24 protein-coding genes are annotated in these 23,175 nt (G+C 67.2%); 16 read left to right on the forward strand and 8 right to left on the reverse strand.

The features are described 5' to 3' along the window. Nucleotides 1–10 precede the first annotated feature (10 nt). Nucleotides 11–928, reverse strand: a complete 918-nt coding sequence (locus OCH7691_RS19940; protein WP_139839813.1) for a Tat pathway signal protein — start codon at nucleotides 926–928, stop codon at nucleotides 11–13. A 198-nt stretch (nucleotides 929–1,126) separates the two neighbouring features. Here OCH7691_RS19940 and OCH7691_RS19945 point away from each other — a divergent pair, with 198 nt between their 5' ends. Continuing rightward, a complete protein-coding gene (locus tag OCH7691_RS19945) occupies nucleotides 1,127–2,554 on the forward strand; it encodes a YcaO-like family protein (RefSeq protein ID WP_176245175.1) in 1,428 nt (475 codons plus the stop codon). 152 nt (nucleotides 2,555–2,706) lie between these two features. After that, nucleotides 2,707–4,686 carry an AfsR/SARP family transcriptional regulator gene (locus tag OCH7691_RS19950; protein ID WP_245826623.1) on the forward strand — a complete coding sequence of 660 codons (1,980 nt, stop codon included), beginning with the start codon at nucleotides 2,707–2,709 and terminating at the stop codon, nucleotides 4,684–4,686. 32 nt (nucleotides 4,687–4,718) lie between these two features. Here OCH7691_RS19950 and OCH7691_RS19955 read toward each other — a convergent pair whose 3' ends face one another. From OCH7691_RS19955 to phnF, 4 genes are all read right to left on the reverse strand, one after another. Further along, a complete protein-coding gene (locus tag OCH7691_RS19955) occupies nucleotides 4,719–5,105 on the reverse strand; it encodes a hypothetical protein (RefSeq protein ID WP_085885359.1) in 387 nt (128 codons plus the stop codon). A 35-nt stretch (nucleotides 5,106–5,140) separates the two neighbouring features. After that, on the reverse strand, nucleotides 5,141–6,817 hold the full coding sequence (locus OCH7691_RS19960) for a peroxidase family protein (protein ID WP_085885360.1): 1,677 nt from the start codon (nucleotides 6,815–6,817) through the stop codon (nucleotides 5,141–5,143). Nucleotides 6,818–6,942: 125 nt separating this feature from the next. Further along, nucleotides 6,943–7,542: a phosphonate metabolism protein/1,5-bisphosphokinase (PRPP-forming) PhnN gene (phnN, locus tag OCH7691_RS19965; RefSeq protein ID WP_217808166.1), complete on the reverse strand. Its 600-nt coding sequence runs from the start codon at nucleotides 7,540–7,542 to the stop codon at nucleotides 6,943–6,945. Continuing rightward, entirely contained in the window at nucleotides 7,539–8,309 is a 771-nt protein-coding gene (gene phnF, locus OCH7691_RS19970; protein WP_085885361.1) for a phosphonate metabolism transcriptional regulator PhnF, read from the reverse strand. Before phnF ends, phnN begins: the two co-directional genes overlap by 4 nt. Before the next feature lie 162 nt (nucleotides 8,310–8,471). Here phnF and phnG point away from each other — a divergent pair, with 162 nt between their 5' ends. The 11 genes from phnG to OCH7691_RS20025 all read left to right on the forward strand — a co-directional run bounded on the left by phnG (nucleotide 8,472) and on the right by OCH7691_RS20025 (nucleotide 18,406). Continuing rightward, entirely contained in the window at nucleotides 8,472–8,948 is a 477-nt protein-coding gene (gene phnG / locus OCH7691_RS19975; protein WP_085885362.1) for a phosphonate C-P lyase system protein PhnG, read from the forward strand. Next, nucleotides 8,945–9,550 carry a phosphonate C-P lyase system protein PhnH gene (gene phnH, locus OCH7691_RS19980; RefSeq protein ID WP_085885363.1) on the forward strand — a complete coding sequence of 202 codons (606 nt, stop codon included), beginning with the start codon at nucleotides 8,945–8,947 and terminating at the stop codon, nucleotides 9,548–9,550. The genes phnG and phnH overlap by 4 nt, the downstream gene beginning before the upstream one ends. A 3-nt stretch (nucleotides 9,551–9,553) precedes the next feature. Then, nucleotides 9,554–10,660, forward strand: coding sequence for a carbon-phosphorus lyase complex subunit (locus OCH7691_RS19985; RefSeq protein WP_085885364.1), 1,107 nt, complete (start codon nucleotides 9,554–9,556; stop codon nucleotides 10,658–10,660). Continuing rightward, nucleotides 10,657–11,577, forward strand: coding sequence for an alpha-D-ribose 1-methylphosphonate 5-phosphate C-P-lyase PhnJ (locus OCH7691_RS19990; protein WP_245826611.1), 921 nt, complete (start codon nucleotides 10,657–10,659; stop codon nucleotides 11,575–11,577). Before OCH7691_RS19985 ends, OCH7691_RS19990 begins: the two co-directional genes overlap by 4 nt. A gap of 11 nt (nucleotides 11,578–11,588) precedes the next feature. Beyond that, the gene (gene phnK, locus OCH7691_RS19995; protein WP_085885458.1) at nucleotides 11,589–12,362 is read left to right on the forward strand and encodes a phosphonate C-P lyase system protein PhnK; all 774 of its coding nucleotides are present in this window, start codon (nucleotides 11,589–11,591) and stop codon (nucleotides 12,360–12,362) included. Beyond that, nucleotides 12,359–13,087, forward strand: coding sequence for a phosphonate C-P lyase system protein PhnL (gene phnL, locus OCH7691_RS20000; RefSeq protein WP_085885366.1), 729 nt, complete (start codon nucleotides 12,359–12,361; stop codon nucleotides 13,085–13,087). Before phnK ends, phnL begins: the two co-directional genes overlap by 4 nt. A 36-nt stretch (nucleotides 13,088–13,123) precedes the next feature. Then, nucleotides 13,124–14,263: an alpha-D-ribose 1-methylphosphonate 5-triphosphate diphosphatase gene (locus tag OCH7691_RS20005; RefSeq protein WP_085885367.1), complete on the forward strand. Its 1,140-nt coding sequence runs from the start codon at nucleotides 13,124–13,126 to the stop codon at nucleotides 14,261–14,263. A gap of 5 nt (nucleotides 14,264–14,268) precedes the next feature. Next, nucleotides 14,269–14,958, forward strand: a complete 690-nt coding sequence (locus OCH7691_RS20010) for a DUF1045 domain-containing protein (RefSeq protein WP_085885368.1) — start codon at nucleotides 14,269–14,271, stop codon at nucleotides 14,956–14,958. Nucleotides 14,959–15,036: 78 nt separating this feature from the next. Then, the gene (locus OCH7691_RS20015) at nucleotides 15,037–16,122 is read left to right on the forward strand and encodes a hypothetical protein (protein WP_139839814.1); all 1,086 of its coding nucleotides are present in this window, start codon (nucleotides 15,037–15,039) and stop codon (nucleotides 16,120–16,122) included. 165 nt (nucleotides 16,123–16,287) lie between these two features. Continuing rightward, a complete protein-coding gene (locus OCH7691_RS20020) occupies nucleotides 16,288–17,616 on the forward strand; it encodes an NAD(P)/FAD-dependent oxidoreductase (protein WP_085885370.1) in 1,329 nt (442 codons plus the stop codon). Next, the gene (locus OCH7691_RS20025; RefSeq protein ID WP_085885371.1) at nucleotides 17,567–18,406 is read left to right on the forward strand and encodes a DUF1194 domain-containing protein; all 840 of its coding nucleotides are present in this window, start codon (nucleotides 17,567–17,569) and stop codon (nucleotides 18,404–18,406) included. The genes OCH7691_RS20020 and OCH7691_RS20025 overlap by 50 nt, the downstream gene beginning before the upstream one ends. On the opposite strand, the gene OCH7691_RS20030 is transcribed toward OCH7691_RS20025, so the two are convergent. Together OCH7691_RS20030 and OCH7691_RS20035 are read right to left on the reverse strand one after the other, a co-directional pair. Then, nucleotides 18,367–19,218, reverse strand: coding sequence for a mechanosensitive ion channel family protein (locus tag OCH7691_RS20030; RefSeq protein WP_085885459.1), 852 nt, complete (start codon nucleotides 19,216–19,218; stop codon nucleotides 18,367–18,369). The two genes, OCH7691_RS20025 and OCH7691_RS20030, sit on opposite strands and share 40 nt — an antisense overlap. Nucleotides 19,219–19,339: 121 nt before the next feature. Beyond that, on the reverse strand, nucleotides 19,340–20,023 hold the full coding sequence (locus OCH7691_RS20035; RefSeq protein WP_085885372.1) for a helix-turn-helix transcriptional regulator: 684 nt from the start codon (nucleotides 20,021–20,023) through the stop codon (nucleotides 19,340–19,342). Nucleotides 20,024–20,154: 131 nt separating this feature from the next. Here OCH7691_RS20035 and OCH7691_RS20040 point away from each other — a divergent pair, with 131 nt between their 5' ends. Both OCH7691_RS20040 and OCH7691_RS20045 read left to right on the forward strand, forming a co-directional pair. Next, nucleotides 20,155–20,562 (forward strand): VOC family protein, encoded by a 408-nt coding sequence (locus OCH7691_RS20040; RefSeq protein WP_085885373.1) that lies wholly within the window; start codon nucleotides 20,155–20,157, stop codon nucleotides 20,560–20,562. Between the two features lie 84 nt (nucleotides 20,563–20,646). Further along, complete coding sequence (locus tag OCH7691_RS20045; RefSeq protein WP_085885374.1) at nucleotides 20,647–21,087, forward strand: GNAT family N-acetyltransferase; 441 nt, start codon at nucleotides 20,647–20,649, stop codon at nucleotides 21,085–21,087. A gap of 34 nt (nucleotides 21,088–21,121) precedes the next feature. On the opposite strand, the gene OCH7691_RS20050 is transcribed toward OCH7691_RS20045, so the two are convergent. Beyond that, nucleotides 21,122–21,421 carry a hypothetical protein gene (locus tag OCH7691_RS20050; protein ID WP_085885375.1) on the reverse strand — a complete coding sequence of 100 codons (300 nt, stop codon included), beginning with the start codon at nucleotides 21,419–21,421 and terminating at the stop codon, nucleotides 21,122–21,124. Nucleotides 21,422–21,580: 159 nt separating this feature from the next. Between OCH7691_RS20050 and OCH7691_RS20055 the strand changes: the two genes are divergently transcribed. Further along, nucleotides 21,581–23,170: an ABC transporter substrate-binding protein gene (locus tag OCH7691_RS20055; RefSeq protein ID WP_176245177.1), complete on the forward strand. Its 1,590-nt coding sequence runs from the start codon at nucleotides 21,581–21,583 to the stop codon at nucleotides 23,168–23,170. Nucleotides 23,171–23,175: the final 5 nt, after the last annotated feature.

The following is a 23,175-nucleotide window of genomic DNA, read 5'->3' on the forward strand; positions in this document are numbered from 1 at the left end:
CCCGCGCCGTTCAGGCGGCGTATTTCGGCACGCCCCCATTGTGGAATTCATAGAAGATGCGACTCTGGCCGATGACCCGGACCGCCTCCTCCATGCGTTCCAGTTCGCCGCGCCCGCGCTGGGAGAAGGGGATGACCGTTTCCGAACGGTAGCGGGCCCCGGAATCGCTCTCCCCGGTCCAGTTGCCCTGCCACTGGATCTCGGCGATGCGGTTCACCCGCCGCCATTCCTCGACCCGTTCCGCGACCCAGCCATGGATGCACCAGAAGGTCGGGTTGACGTGACTGGAATAGGGATCGCCGAGATAGTCGTATTCTGGGTCGTCCCAGTAGGGATCGATCGATTGCGGATCGCTGGCGGACGGATGGGGGCGGATCCCCTCCGGCTCGTCCGCCCAGCGCAGGTGAAGGACGTTGTGGACGGTCGCCTCGATCAGCGCGCCATACTGGCCGAGGGTCAGCCGGCGAAGGGTCTCGGGCTCGCGATAGAAGCCCTCCCAGCTCATCAGCGTGCCGCGATAGAAGGACGCGCTCTTGATGGTGATCAGGTAGAGATTGAAGTCGAAGGATCCGGTCTCCCAGGCGGCCGGCACCGGGAACTCGGGATCGTCCGGCCAGGGCAGCGAGCGCCAGCAGGGCAGCGCGGCCGGGTGTGGCGTGTTCAGGCCCCGCATCCAGCCGCCGACTTCCTCGAGCATCAGCCGGTGCATGAACAGGAAATCCTCGCCCGCGTTGTTGTCGAGCAGGAGTTCTCCGTTCGGGCCCTTGGCCGGCCGCGGCGGCTGCCAGCCCAGCTCGGCAAGCCGCTGTCGGGTGGTCGCCGGGTAGCGGTTCCAGTTGTTGCGGATCTGGTGCCACAGATAGTGGCGGAGGCGGCGGCGGCGTTCGGCGAGACGCACGGTAATCGCGTGGGGCAGTGAATCCGTCATGTACATTCTCCGGCTCGGGCGGGCCGATACTGGTTGATGGACCCCGCGCGAGGCGGCAACGACCGCCCGCGCGTCGCCTGCCGGGCATTGCCGGCTGAGGCTTCCGGGAGTGTTGCAACCGCAACGTGAGCCGAGCGTGAATCGCGCTTGGCGGGTTGCCGGCGCCGCCGCTATCGTCGGGGCATGGAACGTGACGCCGTGCCGGTCTTGAATATCTTCCACATTGCCAGGCGCGTGCTGGCCTTGCTTCAGGGGCGTGACGGGACCGTCGGGACACTCGCCCGGGCGATCGGGATAGGCCCCGACCTCATCGCTCCGGCCTGCGAACTGCTGGCACTGTTCGGTTACGCCGAGGGTGACGGGGCAGGTCGCTATCGCCGGTCATCGGCCCTGGCGCGTCCCGGTTCGCCGGAAACGCTGCTCGCGCTGGCGGCGCGAATGACGCGGCTGTTCCGCCTGCCGTCCGGCGATATGCCTGGCGGCTTCTTCTTCGGCGCCGAACTCGATCCGGCCGCCTTCAGGATCGGTGCGGCCGGGGACGCTGCCGCCGGGGTTGGCGGAAAGGGCGATAGTCTGCTCGCCGCCTTCGAGAGCTGTCTCGGGGAAGCGGCCGAACATGTCGCCCTTCACAGTCCTGCGCCGGCGGCAGCCTCGACCCGGCCGCAGCCGGAATCGGTACCGCCGGACGGCTGGACGGCGGCCAACTGGCGGGCGGCGTATCGCTGGATGCGGGACGGACTGGGGGCCGACCCCACGCGAATCGAGGCGATGCCCTGGCTCGCCGCCGAAGGCGACGACGGGCGCGCCCTTCCGATCCCGGCACCACTCATTCTCCGGCAATCGGCCGGGGATTGTCAGGAAGCCGACAGCAGCGGCCTCGCCGCCGGTCCCGATGTCGCCTCGGCGCGGTTGCAGGCGCTGCTTGAGGCGGTGGAACGGGATGCGGTCATGCTCTGGTGGCATGGCGGACGACCGGCGCCGGCGCTTGTCCTCGACCGCGACAACGCGGCCGCCCTCGACACCTTCGCGACCGAGGCGCGCGGCACCGCGATCCCGGCCCGGCGGCACTGGTTCCTCGATCTCACGAGCGATATCGCCGTGCCGGTGGTCGCGGCGCTCTCCGCGGGCGCGGACGGCGGGGCGGTTGCCTATGGGTTCGCCGCCGATCCGGATCCGGCGATCGCCGCGCGGCGGGCATTCATCGAAATGGGACAGTTCGAAATCGCCCGGACGCTGGCCATCATGAAGCGCGCGCAATCGGGTGACGCGGCACTCGGCGCGACCGACCGGGCCCATATCGAGGGCGGCGAGCGGCTCAGCCTCGAGGCGTTTCCGAGGTTCGCCCCGAGCGCCCCTGCAAAGCCGGTCGCGGCGCGTCCGGATTTCGACGGCGACAGCGACGACGACGGGGCGGGACGCTTCGCCATGGTGCGCGATGCGCTTGCCGCCGCCGGATACGCGGCATTCTTCGTCGATCTCACTCGACCCGACATCGCGGTCCCGGTGTTCCGTGCCATCGTTCCGGGGCTGCAGTCGGCCAGGGTCGCCTGGCGATCCCGTCGCCTTGCCCGGGTTCGGAGGGAAACGGGCCCGTCGACGGGCAATATGCCGGCCCTTTTCTACTGATATGCAGACAATCGGTGAAATGCGCGGCGGATCGCGATAGAGTTACCAAGTATTACAATTCGACGTTGTCAGTCGGTCGCGCCTGAAGGGGAGGTCGCGGTTTGGCCGCAGTAACACGTGTACGGGGGGCACGGAACGGCATTCTGTTGCGTGTGTTCGACGGCTTTGCCCTCGAATCCACGATCAGCGGCCGTGCCGAAATCAAGAACCGGAAGGCGGCCGCGCTGCTTGCCTACCTGGCATTGCATCCCGAACGCGCCGAAACGCGCGAGCGGCTGGCCGGCCTGTTCTGGAGCGACAGCAGCGAGGACCAGGCGCGGGGCTCGCTCCGGCAATGCCTCCGGCAGCTTCGACGAACTTTCACGGAACTCGGTTTCGACGGGTTCGATCCGGCCCGGCAGCGCGTCGCGCTGGTCGCCGACGGCCTCGAGACCGATCTGGTGCGGATCTCGACGCAGTTGCGCGACGGGATCATCGATCCCGGTTTGCTGACGGGCACGGTCTCGCCGGATCGCATCCTCTACGGCTACGAGGGTCTGGACCAGGCATTCGCCACCTGGCTGCAGGTCAACCGCCGGCAATGGCAGGATCAGTTCGTCGAGCAGTTGCAGGTGCTGTTGCGGGCGAGGGGTCGTGAGCCGGAGTTGCGCGTCCGCGCCGCGCAGGTCCTGACACGGATCGACCCCTCGCACGAGGAGGCGCAGCGCTTCCTGATCCGGACACTGGCGGAAGAGGGCAATGTCTCGGCGGCGCTCAGGCAGTACAACGAGCTCTACGATCTGCTCGATCGCGACTACGACATGGAGCCGGCGGACGAGACGCAGGCGCTGATCGCCGAGATCAAGTCGGGCAGCTTCCGGCCCGAACCGGAAGTCGCCCTCTCGACGGTTCCCGATGGCGGCCTCCGCCCGGTATCCGGCAAGCCGGCGCATCTGCCGCGTATCGAGGTCGACCGGTTCCGCCGCGGCGGCCCGGGCATTGACGGTGACTACCGCATCGAGGGGTTCCGTCGCGACATCATCTCGTCGCTGGTCCGTTTCCGCGAATGGGTGATCGTCGACGGCGAATATGCGGGCGACAACCAGGCGGCCGGCCGGGCCGGCGCCCCGGATTACGTCCTAGATGTCAATTACGCCGATGCCGATGCTGCCTTCCGTCTCGTTGTCACGCTCAAGAACCTGCGGAACCAGGAATTCATCTGGAGCGATCGCTACACGCTCGATCTTGGCAACTGGCTGGCGACGCAGCAGGAAATCGTCCAGAAGATCGCCGCGGCGCTCGACGTCTATCTGTCTGCCGATCGCATCGGCGGCGCCTGCGAGACGCCGGACGACAAGCTCGACGCCTTCGACCTCTGGCTGCGCGGCCAGAGCCTGCTGAACGACTGGCGCCCGGAAACCGAGAAGCAGGCGGAGGAACTGTTCCGCCGCACGATCGAGCGCATGCCCGGCTTCGCACCGGCCTACAGCAGCCTCGCGAACATCTACAACAGCCGCCATATCGCGCTGCCAGGCTACCGGCGTCAGAAGGCGCTCGAACAGGATGCGCTCAGCCTCGGCCGCAAGGCCGTTCAGCTCGACCCGCTCGACGCCCGCGGCCAGCTGACGCTCGGCTGGTCATCGATCCTCGCCGGCCAGTTCGACCGGGGCGAGTTCCATTTCGACCTCGCCAACCAGTTGAAGCCGGCCGATCCGGCGACGCTGATCTCGTCCGCGCACGGGCTCGCCTATTGCCATCGCTGGGATACGGCGAAGGAAGGCGCCGACCTGGCCATGCGGCTGACCCCGGCAGTGCCGCCGGTTTTCTGGGGCTATCTCGCCGGCATCCACTTCCTGTGCGGCGATTTCGAGGGCGCGGTCGCGGCGGCGGAGGAATCCGGCGACGCCCTTTCTATCATCTCCAACGGATGGATGACGGCGGCGCTCGCCCATCTCGGCCGCTTCGACGAGGCGCGGGCCGCCGGACGACACTTGCTGAAGCGGATCGGCGCGAACTGGCTCGCGCAAGACGAACGGGACGATGCCTCGATGATCGCCTGGTTCGTCCATATCTTCCCGTTCCGCAGCGGCCGCGACCGGGAAAGATTGCAAGGCGGGCTCGAGATTGCCGGCCTGCCGGTCCGGCGCGACTGAGCGCGACGGCCGGCCGGTCCAGGCGGGATTCCTCAGCGGCAGAGATTGAGCGTGTATTCCCCGACCCGGAAATAGAAGACCTGTTCCGGCGTCAGCTTGGTCGAGCCGTTGGCAATCCGCTCATACTCGCCCGGCAGCGGATAGCTGCGCTGCGGGTCCTCCCGGACCGCGTCGAGCGAGGCCTGGACCAGTTCCTTAGGCGGAATCATGAAATGGACTTCCTCCAGCGTGCTCCGCCGGAAATGGATCTTCTTGAAGTTTTCCGGGACGATGCAATCGAGATGCTCGCGCAGGAAGTCCGGCCAGTCCTCTGGCCGCTTCGGCGGCGGCGGGCTGACGTTCTTCGGATCGATGGCCATCTTGACGAAATATTCGCCGACCTTCACCAAGTCCCGTGCAACGATCTTGCCGTTCTTCATGTCCAACTCCCCCGTTTGACGTGACGTGGTGCCGTTCAGGCGCCGACGAATTTCTTGATGGCGGTCATCGTGTCGGGAATGTCGCCGTCGAAGACCGCGCGCGCGATGGTCCCGGACACCTGACCAGCTTGTTTCTCGGTCGCAAGCAGGGCGCCGTAGAGGACCTCGGCCAGCAGTATCGAGCCGAGCGGGCCGAGACATTCGCCGTTGTGCAGATGCTCTGCCTCGAACAGCACGTAGAAAAGCAGCGGCGGATCCTTCGAAAGAGTCTCGACGTCCCTTGCCGGCAGGGTCGGCGCCTCGCCCACGGTCAGCCGCGCCCGGATCGCCTGGCGCCGGACCTTGCTGTCGGCCAGCGGGTAACCGGCGCAGACCTTATCGAGCTTGAAGCGGTCGATCAGCGAGGCGACGGTGCGCACCGGATGGATCAGGCTGCGCCGGAAATCCATCTCGAACAGACCGCCGGTGAAGGCGGTGTCGACCTGGTGGCGCAGCGGGCCGGCCATGGTCGGCGAGAGCCGGCGGCTCGCATTCACATGCCGGCCGCTGCCGAAGAAACGGTCCCAGTCGATGATCCAGTCCCGGCGGAGCGGCGCCTGGTTCTCGCCCTCCGCGCCCGAGGCGGCGAGGATGTCGCTCAGCCGGCCGACCGGCTCGATCAGGTTCTCCGTGCCGTGAAAGCTGTTGAAGTCGTAACCGGCGCGGACCATCGCATGGCCGGCGCGGAGCGCGCCGAGGGTGAACTCGAAGGGGATCAGGAAGCCTTCCTTTCCAAACAGCTCCGGTCGGAACTCGTCGATCGGCCTGTGCGCGTAGGCCTTGCGAATGGTCTTGTCGAGCAGCCTCGGCAGATAGTCGTGCCGGATCGCGGCGCGGTAACAGGCAAGCGTGAGCGCCCGGGCGATCTCGAACTGTTCGGCATCGGCCTGCCAGTGGACCAGTCGCGGTGCACTGGCCGGGGCAGCGTAAAGGTCGTCCAGCCGGTCTATGATGCGATTGTGCAGGCGGTGAAACAGCACCACGAGCTGGCCGACGACCAGGTTGTCCTCGTTCCGTCCATCCGCGATGACCGGATCGTAGCGGCACTGCATCTGGTCGGATTCGGCCAGGCGTTCGGTCGTCGCGCGCGGCAGGTCGCGAAAATCGTCGGTCAGCGCCGGGCAATGTCCGGCAAGCTGCGCGCGGCCGATCCGCAGCTTCTTGCGCGGGCGGATCGAATCCCGGGGAATCTCGTAAAGCCAGGGGTTGAGCTCCGGCCCCTCTCCGTAAATGCACTGCAGCAGCAGCGGACGGGTCCGGATGTTTGTGACCTCATGATGCTCCGGCAGGGTGCGGGGCAGGACACCGCGGGTGAAGGCGATGTCGTGCGCGATCATCTGGCCGAGATAGGTGAAGCCGGACGGGATCTTCGGATTGTCGGCGCGCTTGCCGGCCGGGATCCGGTTCGTCCCGCCGCCTTTGAGCAGGACGGTGTCGCTGTACATGCGGAGCGTCAGGCGTTCCAGCATCCCCGCCAAGGTCGCGCCGTCTGCGAGCGCGCCGAAACGGTCCTTGCCCGAAGGTTCGCCGAAGAAATTGATATAGGGCAGTCCCGGCCCGACCCGGGCCGAAGCGACCTCGGCCGTCGCCAGCCCGGCCGCCTGCGCTGCAGTCTCGGATGTCCCTTCGCCGGTCGATCCGACGTCGAGCGGAGCCCCCCCACCGTGTCGCATGTCGTCCCCCTGACCGCTTGTTCTGTTCGTTCGCTCCCTGATCAACGCCCAACCACTGTGAATCTTCCGTGATCGACGGAAGGCTTCACTCTATCGGAGCGACACGCGACGGAAAAGGTGGAGATTCAACGTCCGGTGGAATCGGCTTCCCGGTCGCCCGGGGCCGCGCCGACGAGGGCGAGAAATCCGGTCGTCGCCTCGTCGACGGTGCCGTCGTTGGCGAGACGGAAGACATCCGGTCCGGCAACGTTGAACGCGGCGGCGCGGGCAAGGCGCTCTTCGACGTTCCGGCCGTTCTCGCGCCCGCGGGCGGCGAGCCGCCGGCGGAGGGTCTCCGTCGCCGCCGTGACCAGGATGATGCGCCGCCGGGGAAAGCGCTGTCGCGCGACCTCGATGGCCTGGCGGGAGCCGTTCACGATGGTCGTTCGGCCCTGGGCGAGCAGCGTCTCGACAGTTGCCGGGATGCCGTAGCCGAGCCCGTGCGCCTGCCACCACAGACAATAATCGCCGGCCGCCACGCGTGCCTTGAACTCGGCGTCGCCGATCGGCCTGTGGCGTTCGCCGCCGGCTTCCGCCGGTCGGGTTATGTCGCGGCGGACGAAGTGAAAGGCACCGTTCTCTCCCAGCCGGGCGCGGGCGCCGTCGATGATCGTGTCCTTGCCGGCGCCGCTCGGCCCGACCACGAGGATCATCGTGCCCAGAGCCACGCCTGGAAGATCGGTCATTCGTCGGTTGTCCCGCTTTCGACGACCAGCCGGACCCGGTCCGAGACGAACCGGGCGATGCAGAATTCGACTGGCCGGCCCTCGAGGTCGACATTGACCGCCTCGGTGACGAGGAGCGGTCTTGTCGCCCGGATCCGGAGCAGGCGGGCCTCCTCCGGTTCGGGCAGGCGGGCGACGACATGGCTGACCGCGCGGCGATAGTCGGTGAGGCCGAAACTCCGGAACGCCAGGGTGATCGAGTTCAGTTCCCGGTAGCGTCCGGCGAAGCCGGGAAATCGCTTTGATGACAGGAAATGCGTGCCGAGTGTGATGCGTTGCCCGTCCGCGTAGCCGAGCATTTCCACGACCTCCACCGCCGCCCCGACCGGGATCCCGAGCCGGGTCGCGATCGTCCGGTCGGCGACACCGTGCGCTGCCCGCAGCAACTCGCTCGATGGCGCGAGTTGCTGGTCGAAGAGGTTCCGACTGAACCGTGTGCGGACGCCGAGCCGGTAATCGACCATGAGCTCGCGGACGAAGCTGCCCCGGCCCTGCTCGACGTGGATCAGGCCGGCCTCGTCAAGGACCGCGAGAGCCCGGCGGACGGTATGGCGGTTGACGCCGAACTCGGCGGCCAGCGCCATCTCGGTCGGCAATTGCTCGCCCGGCTCGTACTGCCGTTGACCGATCGCGCGCTCGAGCTGGTCGGCGATCTGGCGCCAGACCGCGACACCCCGGCCCCGCTCCGGAATCGTCAGCGCGGCGTGGCTGCCGTTTTCCGCTGTCATGACAAGTTCACCGATTTGTCGCCCCGAAACCGCGCTTGCCGCGTTGAACGCCCCACCCGCTTCTAGTAGCTTGCCGATCCAGATGTCTAGACAAATTAATCCATCCACTTCGTGCGGCCGAAACGCGCGGGCGTGGAACGGGACTGATGAGACGATGCGCTTATGAGCGATAAAACGACTATCGGCGACGCGGCGACCAGGGCGCGGAAGGACTGGCTCGCCGTTCTCGCCCGCGCCGACCGCGAAGATCTCGAGAATGCCTGGGAGGCACTCTCCCGGAAGCCGGACTACGAGATGCTGCGGAAGCCGGAGTCCGGCCTCGTCATGGTCCGCGGCCGGGCCGGCGGCAACGGCCGCCGTTTCAATCTTGGCGAGATGAGCGTCACCCGCTGCGTCGTCGGGCTGGCGGATGGCACGATGGGTGTCGGCTACGTGCCGGGGCGGGATCACCGGAAGGCGGAACTGGTGGCGCTGTTCGACGGCCTGCTTGCCGAAGGCGACATGCAGGCGACACTGATGGCGGAACTCGTCGAGCCGTTGCGGGCAACGCAGGTCGAGCGGCGGGCCGTGGCCGGCCGCCGTGCTGCCGCGACGCGGGTCGATTTCTTCACCCTGGTTCGTGGGGACAATCCGGAATGACCAGTCACCTTGCCACGGCCCCACGGGCGCCCGCAGCCGGCTTTACCGACCCGGTACGCGACGCGCAGGAGGTTTTTCGCGCCGTACTGCAGGCGCAGTCCCATCCCGGCCGCCGGGTCCGCGTGCCTTCCGGTCCGGCGGCGCCGGCGCCGCTCGGCCGGGCGATGGCGGGGGTGCTGCTGGCGCTCGCCGATCTCGACACGCCGCTGTGGCTGCAACGGGGCGAGGAGGCGGCGCTTGCCTATCTCCGCTTCCATACGGGCGCGCCGGTTGCTGCCGACCCTGCGGCGGCCGCGTTCGCCATTGTCACCGAGGCGTCCACGATGCCGCCGCTCGATTCCTTCCGGGCGGGCGACGCGGACTATCCGGAGGTTGCGGCGACCGTGCTGATCGCCGTCGCCGGCTTCGGCCAGGGGCAGCAGGTGTCGCTTGCCGGACCCGGTATCGAGCGCCGGCAGGGCTTCGCCGCCGACGGGCTCGGGGCAGAATTCTGGGCGGCGTGGCGGGCCAATCGGGGGCGTTTCCCGCTCGGCGTCGACGCCCTGCTGTTTACCGATGACGAGGTCGTGGCGCTGCCCCGCAGCGTCGGGCCGGAGGGCTGAACCATGTATGTCGCGGTCAAGGGTGGCGAACAGGCCATCGAGAATTCCCACCGGCTGATTGCCGCCGAACGGCGCGGCGATCCCGCCGTTCCGGAACTTGACGTCCGGCAGATCCGCGAGCAGATGCGCCATGCGGTCGCCCGGGTGATGGCTGAAGGCTCGCTCTACGATCCCGACCTTGCGGCGCTCGCGATCAAGCAGGCGCAGGGCGACCTGGTCGAGGCGATCTTCCTTGTCCGCGCCTACCGGACGACGCTCCGCCGGTTCGCCGTCTCGCGGCCGATCGACAGCGCGCGCATGGCGATCGGGCGGCGGATCTCGGCGACCTTCAAGGACCTGCCGGGCGGGCAGGTGCTGGGCGGAACCTACGATTACACCCACCGGCTGCTCGACCACGAGCTCGCGGGGGACGGCGCCGGTGAGGCGGTTGCGGCGGAAGCAGCGGCGCCGCTCGACCCCGAGATGCCGCGTGTTTCCGACATCCTGGACGCCCAGGGACTTCTGGAAGCGGAGATGCCGGATGACGAGTCCGATCCGGTCGCCGACCTGACCCGCGATCCCCTGAGGCTGCCGGGCAGGCGCGATCAGCGCCTGCAGAATCTCGCCCGGGCGGACGAAGGTTTCCTGCTGGCGCTCGGCTACTCGACCCAGCGCGGCTACGGTCGGACCCACCCCTTCGCCGGGGAGATCCGGCAGGGCACGGTGGCGGTCGAGATCGAGGCGCCGGAACTGGGCTTCGCCATCGATATCGGCGATATCGAGGTCACCGAGTGCGAACTCGTCAACCAGTTCAAGGGCTCGACCGAGCAGCCGCCGCAATTCACCCGCGGCTACGGCCTGGCGTTCGGCAGGGCCGAGCGGAAGGCGATGGCGATGGCGCTCGTCGATCGTTCGCTCAGGGCTGCCGAGTTGGGCGAGGAGACCGGCCATCCGGCGCAGGACGAGGAATTCGTGCTCTCCCACTCCGACAATGTCGAGGCCTCGGGCTTCGTCCAGCATCTGAAGCTCCCGCATTACATCGATTTCCAGTCGGAGCTGCACCTGGTGCGCCGCCTGCGGGCCGATTTCGATGCCCGGCGGACCGGCACCGACCGGGAGGCCGCGGAATGACCCTCGTGATGGAGACGGAACGGACGGCGCCGGACGAGACCTACAATTTCGCCTACCTGGACGAGGAGACGAAGCGCATGATCCGGCGCGCGATCCTCAAGGCGATGGCGGTGCCGGGCTACCAGGTGCCTTTCGGCGGTCGCGAGATGCCGCTGCCCTATGGCTGGGGCACGGGCGGAATCCAGGTGACAGCGGCGGTGATCGGCCCGGACGACGTCCTGAAGGTGATCGACCAGGGCGCGGACGATACCACCAACGCGGTTTCGATCCGGCGCTTCTTCCGGCGGGTGACCGGGGTTGCGACGACCGGCAGGACCGTCGAGGCGACGATCGTGCAGACCCGCCACCGGATCCCGGAAAGCGCGCTCCGGGAGGGGCAGATCCTGGTCTACCAGGTGCCGATCCCCGAGCCGCTCCGCCGGATCGAGCCGCGCGAGGCGGAGACCCGGAAACTCCATGCCTATCGGGAATACGGCCTGATGCATGTCCGGCTCTACGAGGACATCGCCCGTTTCGGCCGCATCGCGACGTCCTACGACTACCCGGTGATGGTCAACGAGCGCTACCTGATGGCGCCGTCGCCGACGCCGAAATTCGACAATCCGAAGATGACGGCGGCGCCCTTCCTGCAGCTTTTCGGGGCCGGGCGCGAAAAGCGGATCTATGCCGTCCCGCCCTATACGACGGTGACCAGCCTCGATTTCGACGATCATCCCTTCGACGTACAGAGCTGGGACGAGGTTTGCGCACTTTGCGGCGCCGCCGACAGCTTCCTCGACGAGGTCGTGCTGGACGATGCGGGGAAGCGGATGTTCGTCTGTTCCGATACCGATTATTGCGAGGATCGTCGAGCCGCCGGGCATGTCGGTCCCGAGGGCGCCGACGAGGCGGACGCGCCGGCCGGGAAAAAGCCATGACGAAGGACGACATGACACCGATCCTTTCGGTCGATCGCGTTACCCGGCGGTTCGGTGACCTGGTTGCCTGCCGCGATGTGAGCTTCAGCCTGCAGGCCGGCGAGGTGCTCGGCATCGTCGGCGAATCCGGTTCCGGCAAGACGACGCTGCTCCGGGTTCTGTCGGGGACGCTGGCACCGCAGGCCGGTGAGGTCCGTTACGCCTTGCGCGATCGCGGTCCGTTCGATCTCTATCGCGGCCTCAGCGAGCCGGAGCGGCGCTGGCTGCAGCGCACCGAATGGGGCGTGGTGCACCAGAATCCGCGCGATGGCCTGCGCATGGGGATCAGCGCCGGCGGCAATATCGGGGAGCGGCTGATGGCGGTCGGCGCCCGCCATTACGGCGAGGTCCGGGGCGCGGCCGGCGACTGGATGGCGAAGGTCGAGCTCGATCTCGGGCGGATCGACGATTCCCCAGCGGAATTTTCCGGCGGCATGCAGCAGCGTCTCCAGTTCGCCCGCAACCTGGTGATCCAGCCGCGCCTCGTCTTCATGGACGAGCCGACCGGCGGCCTCGACGTGTCGGTGCAGGCCCGGCTTCTCGACCTGATCCGCGGGTTGACCCGGGAACTCGGCGTTTCGGCGATCCTCGTCACCCACGACCTCGCCGTTGCCCGGTTGCTCGCCGACAGGCTGATCGTGATGAAGGACGGCCGCGTGGTCGAGGAGGGACTGACCGACCAGGTCCTCGACGACCCGACCCACCCCTATAGCCAGTTGCTGGTAAGTTCGGTGCTGCAGGCATGACCATGAAGGACGCGAGTGGTATCGACGACGGCACCGTGCTCCGCGCCAGCGGGCTCGCCAAGACTTTCGTGCTGCATACCCAGGGCGGCGTCGAGATCCCGGTCTTCGCCGGCCTCGACTTTTCCGTCCGGGCCGGCGAATGCGTGGTGCTTTCCGGCCGTTCCGGCTGCGGAAAGTCGACGCTCATGCGATCGCTCTATGCCAACTACCGGGTTGACGCGGGTCGCATCGAGATCCGCCATGAGGATCGCATCGTGGATCTGGCGACCGCGCCGGCACACGAGATCCTGGCGGTCCGACGCCGTACCCTGGGTCACGTTAGCCAGTTTCTCCGGGTCATTCCCCGCGTTGCGACCATCGACATCGTTGCCCAGCCGCTCCGCGCGGCGGGTATCGACGCGGCGGCGGCCGAGCGCCGGGCAGCCGAGCTGCTGGCCCGGCTCAACCTGCCCTCGCGGCTGTGGAAACTGGCGCCGGCGACCTTTTCCGGCGGCGAGCAGCAACGGGTCAACATCGCGCACGGTTTCGCGCTGGCGCGGCCGGTGCTACTGCTCGACGAGCCGACGGCATCGCTCGACGAGGGTAACAGGAACGTCGTGATCGAGCTGATAGAAGAAGCGAAACGGGATGGCGCGGCAATCGTCGCGATCTGCCATGATCACGAAGTTCGGAACGCAATCGCCGACCGGCTGTTCGAGATGCCGGGCGGGCGTCTCGCGGCCTGACGATCACCTGATGCGAAGTGGACGGAACGGAAGACGATGCAGGAACTGAGTATCCGGAATGCCCGGATCGTGACCGCCGACGCCGTCGTGGACGGCACGGTCAAGCTCCGGGACGGGATCATCGCGGCGGTCGACAGCGGCCCGGCGGCGCCGGCCGACGCCATCGATTTCGGCGGCGACTACCTGCTGCCGGGCCTTGTCGAACTGCATACCGACAACCTGGAGAAGCACCTTCAGCCGCGTCCGGGCGTCTTCTGGCCGAACGCCGTTGCGTCGATCTGCGCCCATGACTTGCAGGTCGCAGGCGCCGGCATCACCACCGTCTACGACGCGATCTCGGTCGGCGAGTATCGCGAGGACAGCGGCCGCAAGGAACTGCTGCCCAAGGCAGTCGCAGCGATCAAGCGGGCCCGGGACGAGGGCCTGCTGCGCGCGGAGCATCTCCTGCATCTCCGCTGCGAGGTCGGCGACAGCCAGGTGGTCGCGATGTTCGAACCGTTCGCCGACGATCCGCTGGTGCAGCTCGTTTCGCTGATGGATCACACCCCTGGCCAGCGGCAATGGCGCGACATGGCGAGTTTCAAGCGGTTTCACCAGGAACGCGGTCTGACCGACGCGGAATTCCGGGCCGAGATCGAGACCCGGCGGATCAGCCAGGCACGCTATGCCGACCGCCACCGGCAGCAGATCATCGCGCTGGTCCGCGACCGCGACATCCCGCTCGCCAGCCATGACGACACGACGGAAGAACATGTCGAGGAGGCCCATGCCGCCGGCATGACGATCTCGGAGTTTCCCTGCTCGACCGTCGCCGCCCACAAGGCGCGTGCCCGCGACATGGGGATCATCATGGGCGCGCCGAACGTGGTTCGCGGCGGCTCGCACTCGGGCAATGTCTCGGCGCTGGAACTGGGCGGACTGGGCCTCCTGGACGGGCTGTCCTCCGACTATGTCCCGGCGAGCCTGATCCATGCCGCCTTCGTCCTGGTCGACCGGCTCGGCTTTTCCATGCCGGACGCGGTGGCGACGGTGACCCGCAATCCGGCACGCATGGCCCGGCTCGACGACCGGGGCGAGATCGCCGTCGGCAAGCGCGCGGACCTCGTCCGGGTCGGCGTGATCGACGATCTGCCGGTCGTGCGCACGACCTGGCGGGAAGGGCGCCAGGTCGTCTGAGCGGCATGACCGTGCCCCGCTACGCGATCTATTTCACGCCCGATCCCGCCTCCCCGCTCTGGCTGACAGGGTGCCGCTGGCTCGGCCGCGACCCGGTTAGCGGTGCGCTGTTCGAGGCCCCGTCGGGCATCGATCCCGATTGCTGGCGGCGGGTGACGGCTGCGGCAGCAGGCTACGGCTTCCACGCGACGCTGAAACCCCCCTTTCACCTTGCTGGTGGCCGGACGCTGCCGGATCTCGTGGACCGGATGCGTGTCTTTGCATCGCCCCGGCCGGCCTTCGAGGCGCCGCCGCTCGTGGTTGCCGATCTCGCGGCGTTCCTGGCGCTGGTGCCCACCGTGCTGTCGCGACCGCTCGGGCGTCTGGCCGGCGATTGTGTCGCCCACTTCGACGATTTCCGGGCACCGCCGTCGGACCGGGAACTGGCGAAGCGTCGGGCGGCCGGGCTCAGCGCCCGCCAGGAGGCACTGCTCGGCCGCTGGGGCTATCCCTATGTCTTCGAGGAATTCCGTTTCCACATGACGTTGACGTCGCGTCTCGATGCGGACCTGCGGGCGCGGCTTCTGGCGCATCTGGAAGCGCGTTTCGCCGACGTGACCGCCGAGCCCCTCGGGGTCGACGGGATCGCGCTGTTCGAGCAGCCGGCGCCAGGCGCGCCGTTCCGGCAGATCGAACGTTTTCCGTTCACTGGCTGAGGCCCGCCGGGGCTTCCCGGTTTGCAGCCGACGGCTGGCCGGTTAGGCTGTCCGCCGACCGGGCAGGAGAGTGCGAAGATGGCGGGGAATCCGTTTCGTCAGGTGCTGGGTCAGCCGTGCGAGCCGGGCAGCGAGATTGCCGGCTGGCAGGCGGTCGCGACGCTCTACCACAACTTCTTCACCGGCCTGATCCTGACAGTGGCGAGCCGACGCGGCGCAAGGGATGTGGGCGACTGGATGTTCCGGGTCTTTCGCCGCCAGCACCGCGAGAAATTCCTGTCGAGTTTCGGGAAGCTTGGACTTGGCGGGCTCCCCGACGCAGTTGCGTCGGCGCAATATCACTACCTCTCGAACATGATCGGCGGGGTCGAGGTCGAGTATATGTACGAGGCCGACGACAAGGCTTGGCTGCGTTTCTGCCATCCGCGCTGGATCTACGACAGGGCGGCGATCTGCGCGGTCCCGGTCGAGGCCGGACAGGGCTATATCAGGGGCTGGTACGCGGAGAACGGTGTCTCGCTCGGCAATCCGCGTCTCGGCTTCGTCTGCACCAGCCAGGACACGACGCTGCAATACGGCTTCGCCGGATATTTTCGGGAATACGACCGCGACCTCGCGCCGGAGGAGCGGTATTCCTTCGCCCCTGACGAAGTGCCGCCACCGTTCGATCCGTCGGCGACGCCCGTGCTCGACTCCGGCGACTGGCCGGCGGCGCGATTGCACAAGGCGAACCGCAACTACGCGATGGACTATCTTCGGAACGGTCTGCCGGAACTGGTCGCCGCCTTCGGGCCGGGCGACGCGGCCGCGCTCGGCCGCCATGCCGCCTATCTGATCGGCGCCCAGTTTCACGGACGTGTCGCCCGCCTGCTCGGGCTCGACCGGCCGGGTGCAGAGGGTTTCGCCGCCTTCATGGTAGCGATTGCAAGCGCCTCGGGCGATCGGGCGGAATGGTCGCGCGACGACGAGGCGGCGGTTGTCCGCCAGTCGGGCTGGCGTCTTGCTGGCGGTGTCGCGCATCCCAATCCGGCGCTGTTCGAGGCCTGGAACGGGCTCTGGCAGGGCGCGCTCGCCAGTCACGACCGCTTCCTGCTGCTGGACGTGCGGTCGCGTGCCGATCGTGGCGACCCGGTCTTCGAATGGCGGATCCGGCCGCGGCCCTGACACCGCCCCCGCGGCCACTGCCGACCGGATGCTCCGTCACGATCCCGCTGGAAGGGCAGCGGATGGAGGTATTATGATCGCGCGTACCAGCACGACGCTACCGCGCGTTCCCCTGTTCGCGTGGAGCGTGTAGCCGCTGCCGTCCGTCGAGTCCGTGGTCCGATCATGTCTCCGCCCGTCGATCCCGTCGTTCCGAGCAAGGGCTTTCCCGAGAAGGCCGATGTCGTCGTTGTCGGCGGCGGTATCATTGGCGCCAGTGCCGCCTATGAACTCGCGAAACGCGGATTGCAGGTCGCGCTCTGCGAGAAGGGCCGGATCGGCGCCGAGCAGTCGAGCCGCAACTGGGGCTATTGCCGCCAGCAGGGTCGCGATCCGGCGGAATTGCCGCTGATCGTCGAGAGCCTGCGGATCTGGCGAAGTCTCGAGGCGGAGATCGGCGACAGTGTCGGCTTCCACCAGGGCGGCGTGCTCTACCTGGCCCGGGACGAGACGGAGGTCGCCCGCTGGGAAGACTGGCTTGAACATGCACGGACGCATCAGCTCGACACGCGGTTGCTGTCTTCCAGGGACGTCGACGGACTGGTGCCGGGCGGCAGCCGGTCCTGGCCGGGCGGGCTCTGGACGCCGAGCGACGGCCGCGCCGAACCCGCCATGGCGGCGCCGGCGATCGCCCGGGCGGCGATGCGCGCGGGCGCCAGCCTGCATGTCGAATGCGCGGTGCGCGGAATCGAAACCTCCGCCGGGCGGGTCTCGGGGGTTGTCACCGAACGCGGCCGCATCGCGACCGATGCCGTGCTCTGCGCCGGCGGGGCCTGGTCGAGCCTGTTCTGCCGGCGGCACGGGATCAGCCTGCCGCAGTTGATGATCCGCGCCTCGGTCATGCGCACCGGGCCGGGACCGGCGATCACCGAGGGCGGTGTCTCGACGCCGGACTTCTCGATCCGGCGGCGCCAGGACGGCGGCTACACGATCGCCCACGGCGGTTCCGGCCGCTTCGACATCACACCGGACGCCTTCCGCTGGCTGTTCCGGTTCTGGCATTCCTATCGCGCCGAGTCGGAGAACATGAAGATCCGCTTCGGCGCACGCTTTTTCCACGAGCTGTTCCGGTCGACCGACTGGTCGCTCGACGAGGTCTCCCCGTTCGAGCAATGCCGCGTCTGGGATCCGGCGCCCGATCCCGCAGTCCTGGAGCGCGCCCGTCAGAAGCTTGCCGATGCCTGGCCGATCCTCGCGGACCTGCGGGTTGCCGAGCAATGGGCCGGAATGATCGATGTAACGCCGGACGCGGTACCCGTGATATCGTCGGTCGATGCATTGCCGGGACTGTTCCTCGCGACTGGTTTCAGCGGCCACGGTTTCGGGATCGGCCCCGGGGCCGGGCGGCTCGCGGCCGAGCTCGTCAGCGGAGACAGGCCGTCGGTCGATCCGACGCCGTTCCGTTTTGCCCGCCTGGCCGACGGCAGTTCGCTCCGGCCGGGCGTGGAACTCTAGCGTCGCTGTCCGGCAGGGCCGGCTGGTTGCCTGCCTGCTGTCGCTCGTCCTGCTGGCGACGAGCTTCATGCCGGATGCCAGGGCCGAGGAAGCGGTCGACCTCGAACTCGTTCTCGCCGTCGATGCCTCGGGCAGCGTCGATCAGAACGAGTTGCGCCTGCAACTCGGCGGGATCGCCGCCGGCTTCCGGGATCCGGAGGTGCTGAAGGCGATCACCGATGGGCCGTTGGGGCGAATCGCGGTTTCGCTCCTGCTCTGGGCACAGCCGGAAATGCGCAAGGAAATGACCGGCTGGTATGTCATCGGTTCACGCTTCGATGCCGGCGGCTTCGCCGATGCCGTCGAAGGCTTTCAACGCCGGCTTTCGGGCGGCACCGGAATCGGCGCCGGCATTGCCCGGGCGATCCGCTCGATGAAAGAGAACGGGATCGAGGGACGGCGCCGGGTCGTCGATGTCTCGGGCGATGGACGCGAAACGCCGCCGAGGGAATATGTCGTGCAGATTTCCCAGGCCCGCGAGATGGCGAACGCCCATGACGTGACGATCAACGGGCTCGCCATCCTTTCCGACGATCCTGGGCTCGGGAAATACTACGAGCGGGAAATGATCACCGGCCCGAATGCCTTCGTGATGACTGTCGAGGGGTTCGAGGACTTTGCCGGCGCGATGCGGCGGAAGCTGCTCAGGGAAATCGAGTTCCGTCCGGCCGTCGCCACCCGACCGGGCGATGGCGACCGGACGGAATCGGATCAGGACTCGCTGGCGCTCTCGCTTTCCGAGATCAGGTGAACCGTCCGCTGCGGGAACGGGATCTCGATGCCCTCGCGGTCGAGGCGCTGCTTGACCGTCTTGTTGAGGTCGAAGCGGAGCGGCCAGTAGTCGCCGGCATTGCACCAGACGCGGACGATCAGATCGACCGAGCTGGCGCCAAGCGCATTGACCGCCAGCATCGGCGCCGGGTCCTTGAGGACGCGTGAATCGGCCTCGGCGAGTTCCTTCAGGGTCTTCATCGCGGCGTCGATATCGTCGCCGTAGCCGATCCCGACAGGGATGTCGATGCGGCGGGTCGCATGGTGCGAGTAATTCTTGACCGCCGTGCCCCACATCTCGCCATTCGGCACGATGATCTGGACATTGTCCGGAGTGGCAAGCTCGGTGGTGAACAGCGAGATCGACTTGACCGTGCCGGCCTGGCCGCCGCCCTCGATATAGTCGCCGACCTTGAAGGGGCGGAACAGCAGCAGCATGACACCGGCGGCGATGTGGCTGAGCGTTCCCTGGAGGGCGAGGCCGATGGCGAGGCCGGCGGCGCCGAGAAGGGCGATCAGGCTCGCCGTCTGCACGCCGAATTCCGAGAGAACGGCGATGACGGTAAAGGCGATGACGAGATATTTCGTCAGGCTCGACAGGAAGACGCTCAGGGTTTCGTCGACCCGTTTGCTCCGGCGGCAGGCGCTGAGAACCGTGCGTTGCAGAACCCCGGCGATCCAGAGGCCGAGGATCAGGATCACGATCGCGCCCAGGACGCTCAGTCCGTAGGTGGTGATGGTCGCCAGGACCATCTCCCAGATCGCCTGGGCCTTGTCGTTCAAGTCGTCCATGTTGTTCATGCCTGAATTGCCTCTGCTCTTGTTGCTACGCGGCCAGATCTACCGGCGATCAGGGACGACTGCAAAGCCGTTTAGGGAAAAAGTATAGAACTGGTGACATCGCGGCCGGTTCTCACCGGCCGGTCTGGCGGGCGACGAAGTCGGCAAGGGTCCGACCGGGCTGATCGGGATAGCGATCCTTCAGAAGGGCGAGGCGGTCGATCCGTTCGACCCGGAAGCTGCGGAAGTCGCCGCGCAGTTCGCACCAGCCCGCGAGCATCCAGACATGGCTCCATCGGATCAGGGCAAGCGGCCAGACGGTCCGCTCGGTCTGCTGGCCAGCAATGCTCGCGTAATCGAGGCGGGCCTTGCGCTTTTCCCGGACGGCGAGGCGAAGCCGCGACAAATGATCCGGCGCGGCGGGCGTGTCGTCGGACCGGAAGGCGTAGAGAGGGGCGTCGCGCAGGCGGGAGGCATGGGCCTCGGGCAAGGCCGCCTCGATCTTGGCCAGAGCGGCACGGGCGGAATCGGCGAGGTCACGATCAGCAAGCGCCGCCGTCGCCCGGACGCCGAACGCGAGGGCCTCGAGCTGTTCGAAGGTGAACGTGACGGGCGCCAGTTCATAGGCATCCCGCAGCACATAGCCCACTCCGGCTTCGCCCTCGATCGGCACGCCGGAACCGACGAGATGCGCGATATCGCGGTAGACGGTCCGCACGGAGACTTCCAGATGGCGGCCGATCGCGGCGGCGGTGACCGGTTGCCCGGCCCGCTTGAGATACTGGATCACACGAAAAAGCCGTTCCGCCCGGCGCATCGGATCTTGCCTCCACCGTTATCGTGGCCCGCCACCGGGCACAGCGATGCAGTATCTCCGAACACTGCTGACAGCATGTTGGCAGTAGCGGTGGGGTATCATCAATCTGTCTTCAACGAAAGGATTGCGCCATGAGCGAAGAAAACCCCTCGATCATCTCCCACGTTTCGGTCGGCACGAATGATTTCACGAAAGCCGCGGCGTTCTATGACGCGGTGCTGTCCGCGATCGGCGTGAAACGCGTTCTCGAGTTCGAGGATGCCGTGGCTTACGGGAAGGTCTTTCCGGAATTCTGGGTCCAGGCGCCGATCGACGGCAAGAAGGCAAGTATCGGCAACGGCACTCATTTCGCCTTCATGGTTGGCAGCAGGGACCTGGTACACGCCTTTTACGACGCGGCACTGAAGGCCGGCGCGAAGGATGACGGCAAGCCCGGGCCGCGCCCGCACTACGGCGCACCCTACTATGGCTGTTTCGCCCGCGACCCCGACGGCCACAAGATCGAGGCGGTCTTCTGGGACGAGACGCAGGCTGGCTGATCACGCCGCTTCCGGCGCTTTCCGTGCTCCGGCCGCCTGTGCTAAATGGCGGCCGGCTGCGGACGGCGAAAAGGAACGAAGCGGATGGCGATCACGACGAGACCGTTGCAGGCGGAAGATCACGCGGCGTGGCTGCCGCTCTGGTCCGGTTACCTGTCGTTCTACGAGACCGAGCTCGCGCCCGGGATCAGCGAACGGACCTGGGCGCGGCTGCTCGATCCGGTGGTGCCGCTGGACGGGCTCGCCGCGCTCGACACGGACGGCCGCATGATCGGCTTCGTCCACTTTGTCTTCCACCTGAGCACCTGGGCGCCGGCCGAACGCTGCTATCTTGAGGATCTTTTCGTCGCGCCCGGGATCCGCGGCAGCGGCGCCGGCCGGGCCCTGATCGAGGCAGTCTTTGCCGCATCCGCCCGGCGCGGCTGCGACCAGGTCTACTGGCACACGGCCGAGGACAACGTGACCGCCCGCCGGCTCTATGACCGGATCGGCCGGCTGTCGCCGTTCGTCCGCTATACCGACTGAGCGCGGGAACGGGAAGCGCCGAGGCGCGTGCGAATCAGGGCTTGAGCAGGCTCGGCGCGAGTTCTCCCGCGAGGGCCCGCCATTCCGCTTCGAGCGGCTCCCGGCAGACCGGCTGGCCGGCGCGGCGATACCAGTAGGCGGCGTTCGCCTCGTCCCCTTCCTGACGGTGCAGATGCGCGTGAATCCACGCCGCTGCCGGGCCGGGGTCGTCCTGCACGATCTCGTGGGCCTTCCGCCAGTTGCCGGCGCGGAGATGCCAGAGGGCCCGGCCGACCGCCGGCAGCCCGGTGGGCGGATTCGCTTCTGGTCCCTGCGGGGAGTCGTTCCTGTCCATGAGATCGCAGTCTAGTGATCGCACCGGCTCCGGCCAAGGCCGAGGCCTCCTTGCCCGCTGGGCCGATTTGTGACCAGAATCCCCTTAATGCAGTTCCGATGGTTCGAGTGCTTTCAGTTCGACAAGTCCATGGGACACCAAAAACTGGGGAGCTTCATGATGAGACGTATATTCACCGTCCTCGCCCTATCGGTGGCGATGGCGCTCGGCCTCCTTCAGGCCGTGCCGAACGATGCCAACGCGCAGGGACGCAACGACGTGCTGGTCATCGGTATGGCGACCAGCGACCTGATCTCGCTCGACCCGGCAAAGGCGTTCGAGTTCGCCGGCGTCGGCCTCGTCACGCAGATCTACGATCGCCTTCTCGATTTTCCGCCGGGCAGCTACGAAGCGCCCGAAGCCTCGCTGGCAACGTCCTGGTCGGTCGCCGACGACGGCCGGACCTGGACGTTCAAGCTGCGCGACGATGCCGTGTTCCACAGCGGCAATCCCGTGACCGCCGCTGACGTCGTCTATTCCTTCAAGCGCGTCGTCGTGCTTCAGGACCAGCCCTCCTTCATCCTGACCCAGTTCGGCATCACGCCGGATTCGCTGAAGGCGATCGACGACCACACGGTCCAGATCACCCTCGACAAGCCCTATGCGGGCGGCATCTTCCTGGCCTGTCTCGCGGCCGGGGTGTCGAGCATCGTCGATTCCAAGGTCGTGATGGAGCACGCCCAGAAGACCGACAAGTATCCGGACGGCGACATGGGCCTGACCTGGCTGGCGACCAATTCCGCCGGCTCCGGCTCGTTCATCCTGCGCCAGTGGGCGAAGAACGAGCGGGTGGCGCTGGACGCCAACGAGAAGCACTGGGGCAACGTGCCGAAGGTCAAGCGGGTCATCCTGAAGGAGATCAACGAGGCGACCAGCCGTCGCCTGCAGCTCGAGAAGGGCGATATCGACATCGCCTGGGAGCTGTTCCCGGATCAGGTCAAGGCACTCGAAGGCGCCGCCGGCCTGCATATCGACAAGTTCCCGAGCACGACGATCTACTATGTCGGCATCAACACGCGGGAAGGCCCGCTCGCCAATGCCAAGGTCCGCCAGGCGTTGCGCTATGCGGTCGACTATGACGGCATCATCAACAACATCATGGGCGGCGCGGCTAAGCAGATTAATACCTTCATTCCCGAAGGCTTCGCCGGCTACAGCGACAAGATCGTCTACCGGCAGGACATCGAGAAGGCCAAGGCGCTGATGGCCGAGGCCGGCTTCAAGGATGGCTTCGAGATTTCGATCGATACCGGCGACCAGACGCCGAACCCTGAACTCTCGCAGGTCCTGCAGGCGTCGTTTGCCAAGATCGGTATCACGGTGAAGATCAACCAGCTTGTCTCCGCCCAGCTCTGGCCGCGCTACCGGGCGCAGGAACATGAACTGATCATGGCGCGCTGGGGGCCGGATTACGTCGATCCGCATACCAATGCCCAACCCTTCGCCGACTATACCGCCAAGCAGCTTTCCTGGCGGAACGTCTACGAGAACGACCAGACTGCCGAGCTGATCAAGATGGCCGGCGCGGAGATGGACCAGGCCAAACGGATCGATTTCTACAAGCAGGCCAACGAGATCATCCAGGAGGATGGCCCCTACATCTTCCTGTTCCAGCCGCTCTACCAGTATGGCGTGCGCGACAACATCGAGGGCTTCGTGCCGCCGCCGTCATTCGATCTCTGGAAACTCTACACGATCAGCAAGGGCTGATCCGC

This window comes from Oceanibacterium hippocampi (assembly GCF_900172325.1).
Classification (GTDB): Bacteria; Pseudomonadota; Alphaproteobacteria; order Sneathiellales; family Sneathiellaceae; genus Oceanibacterium; species Oceanibacterium hippocampi.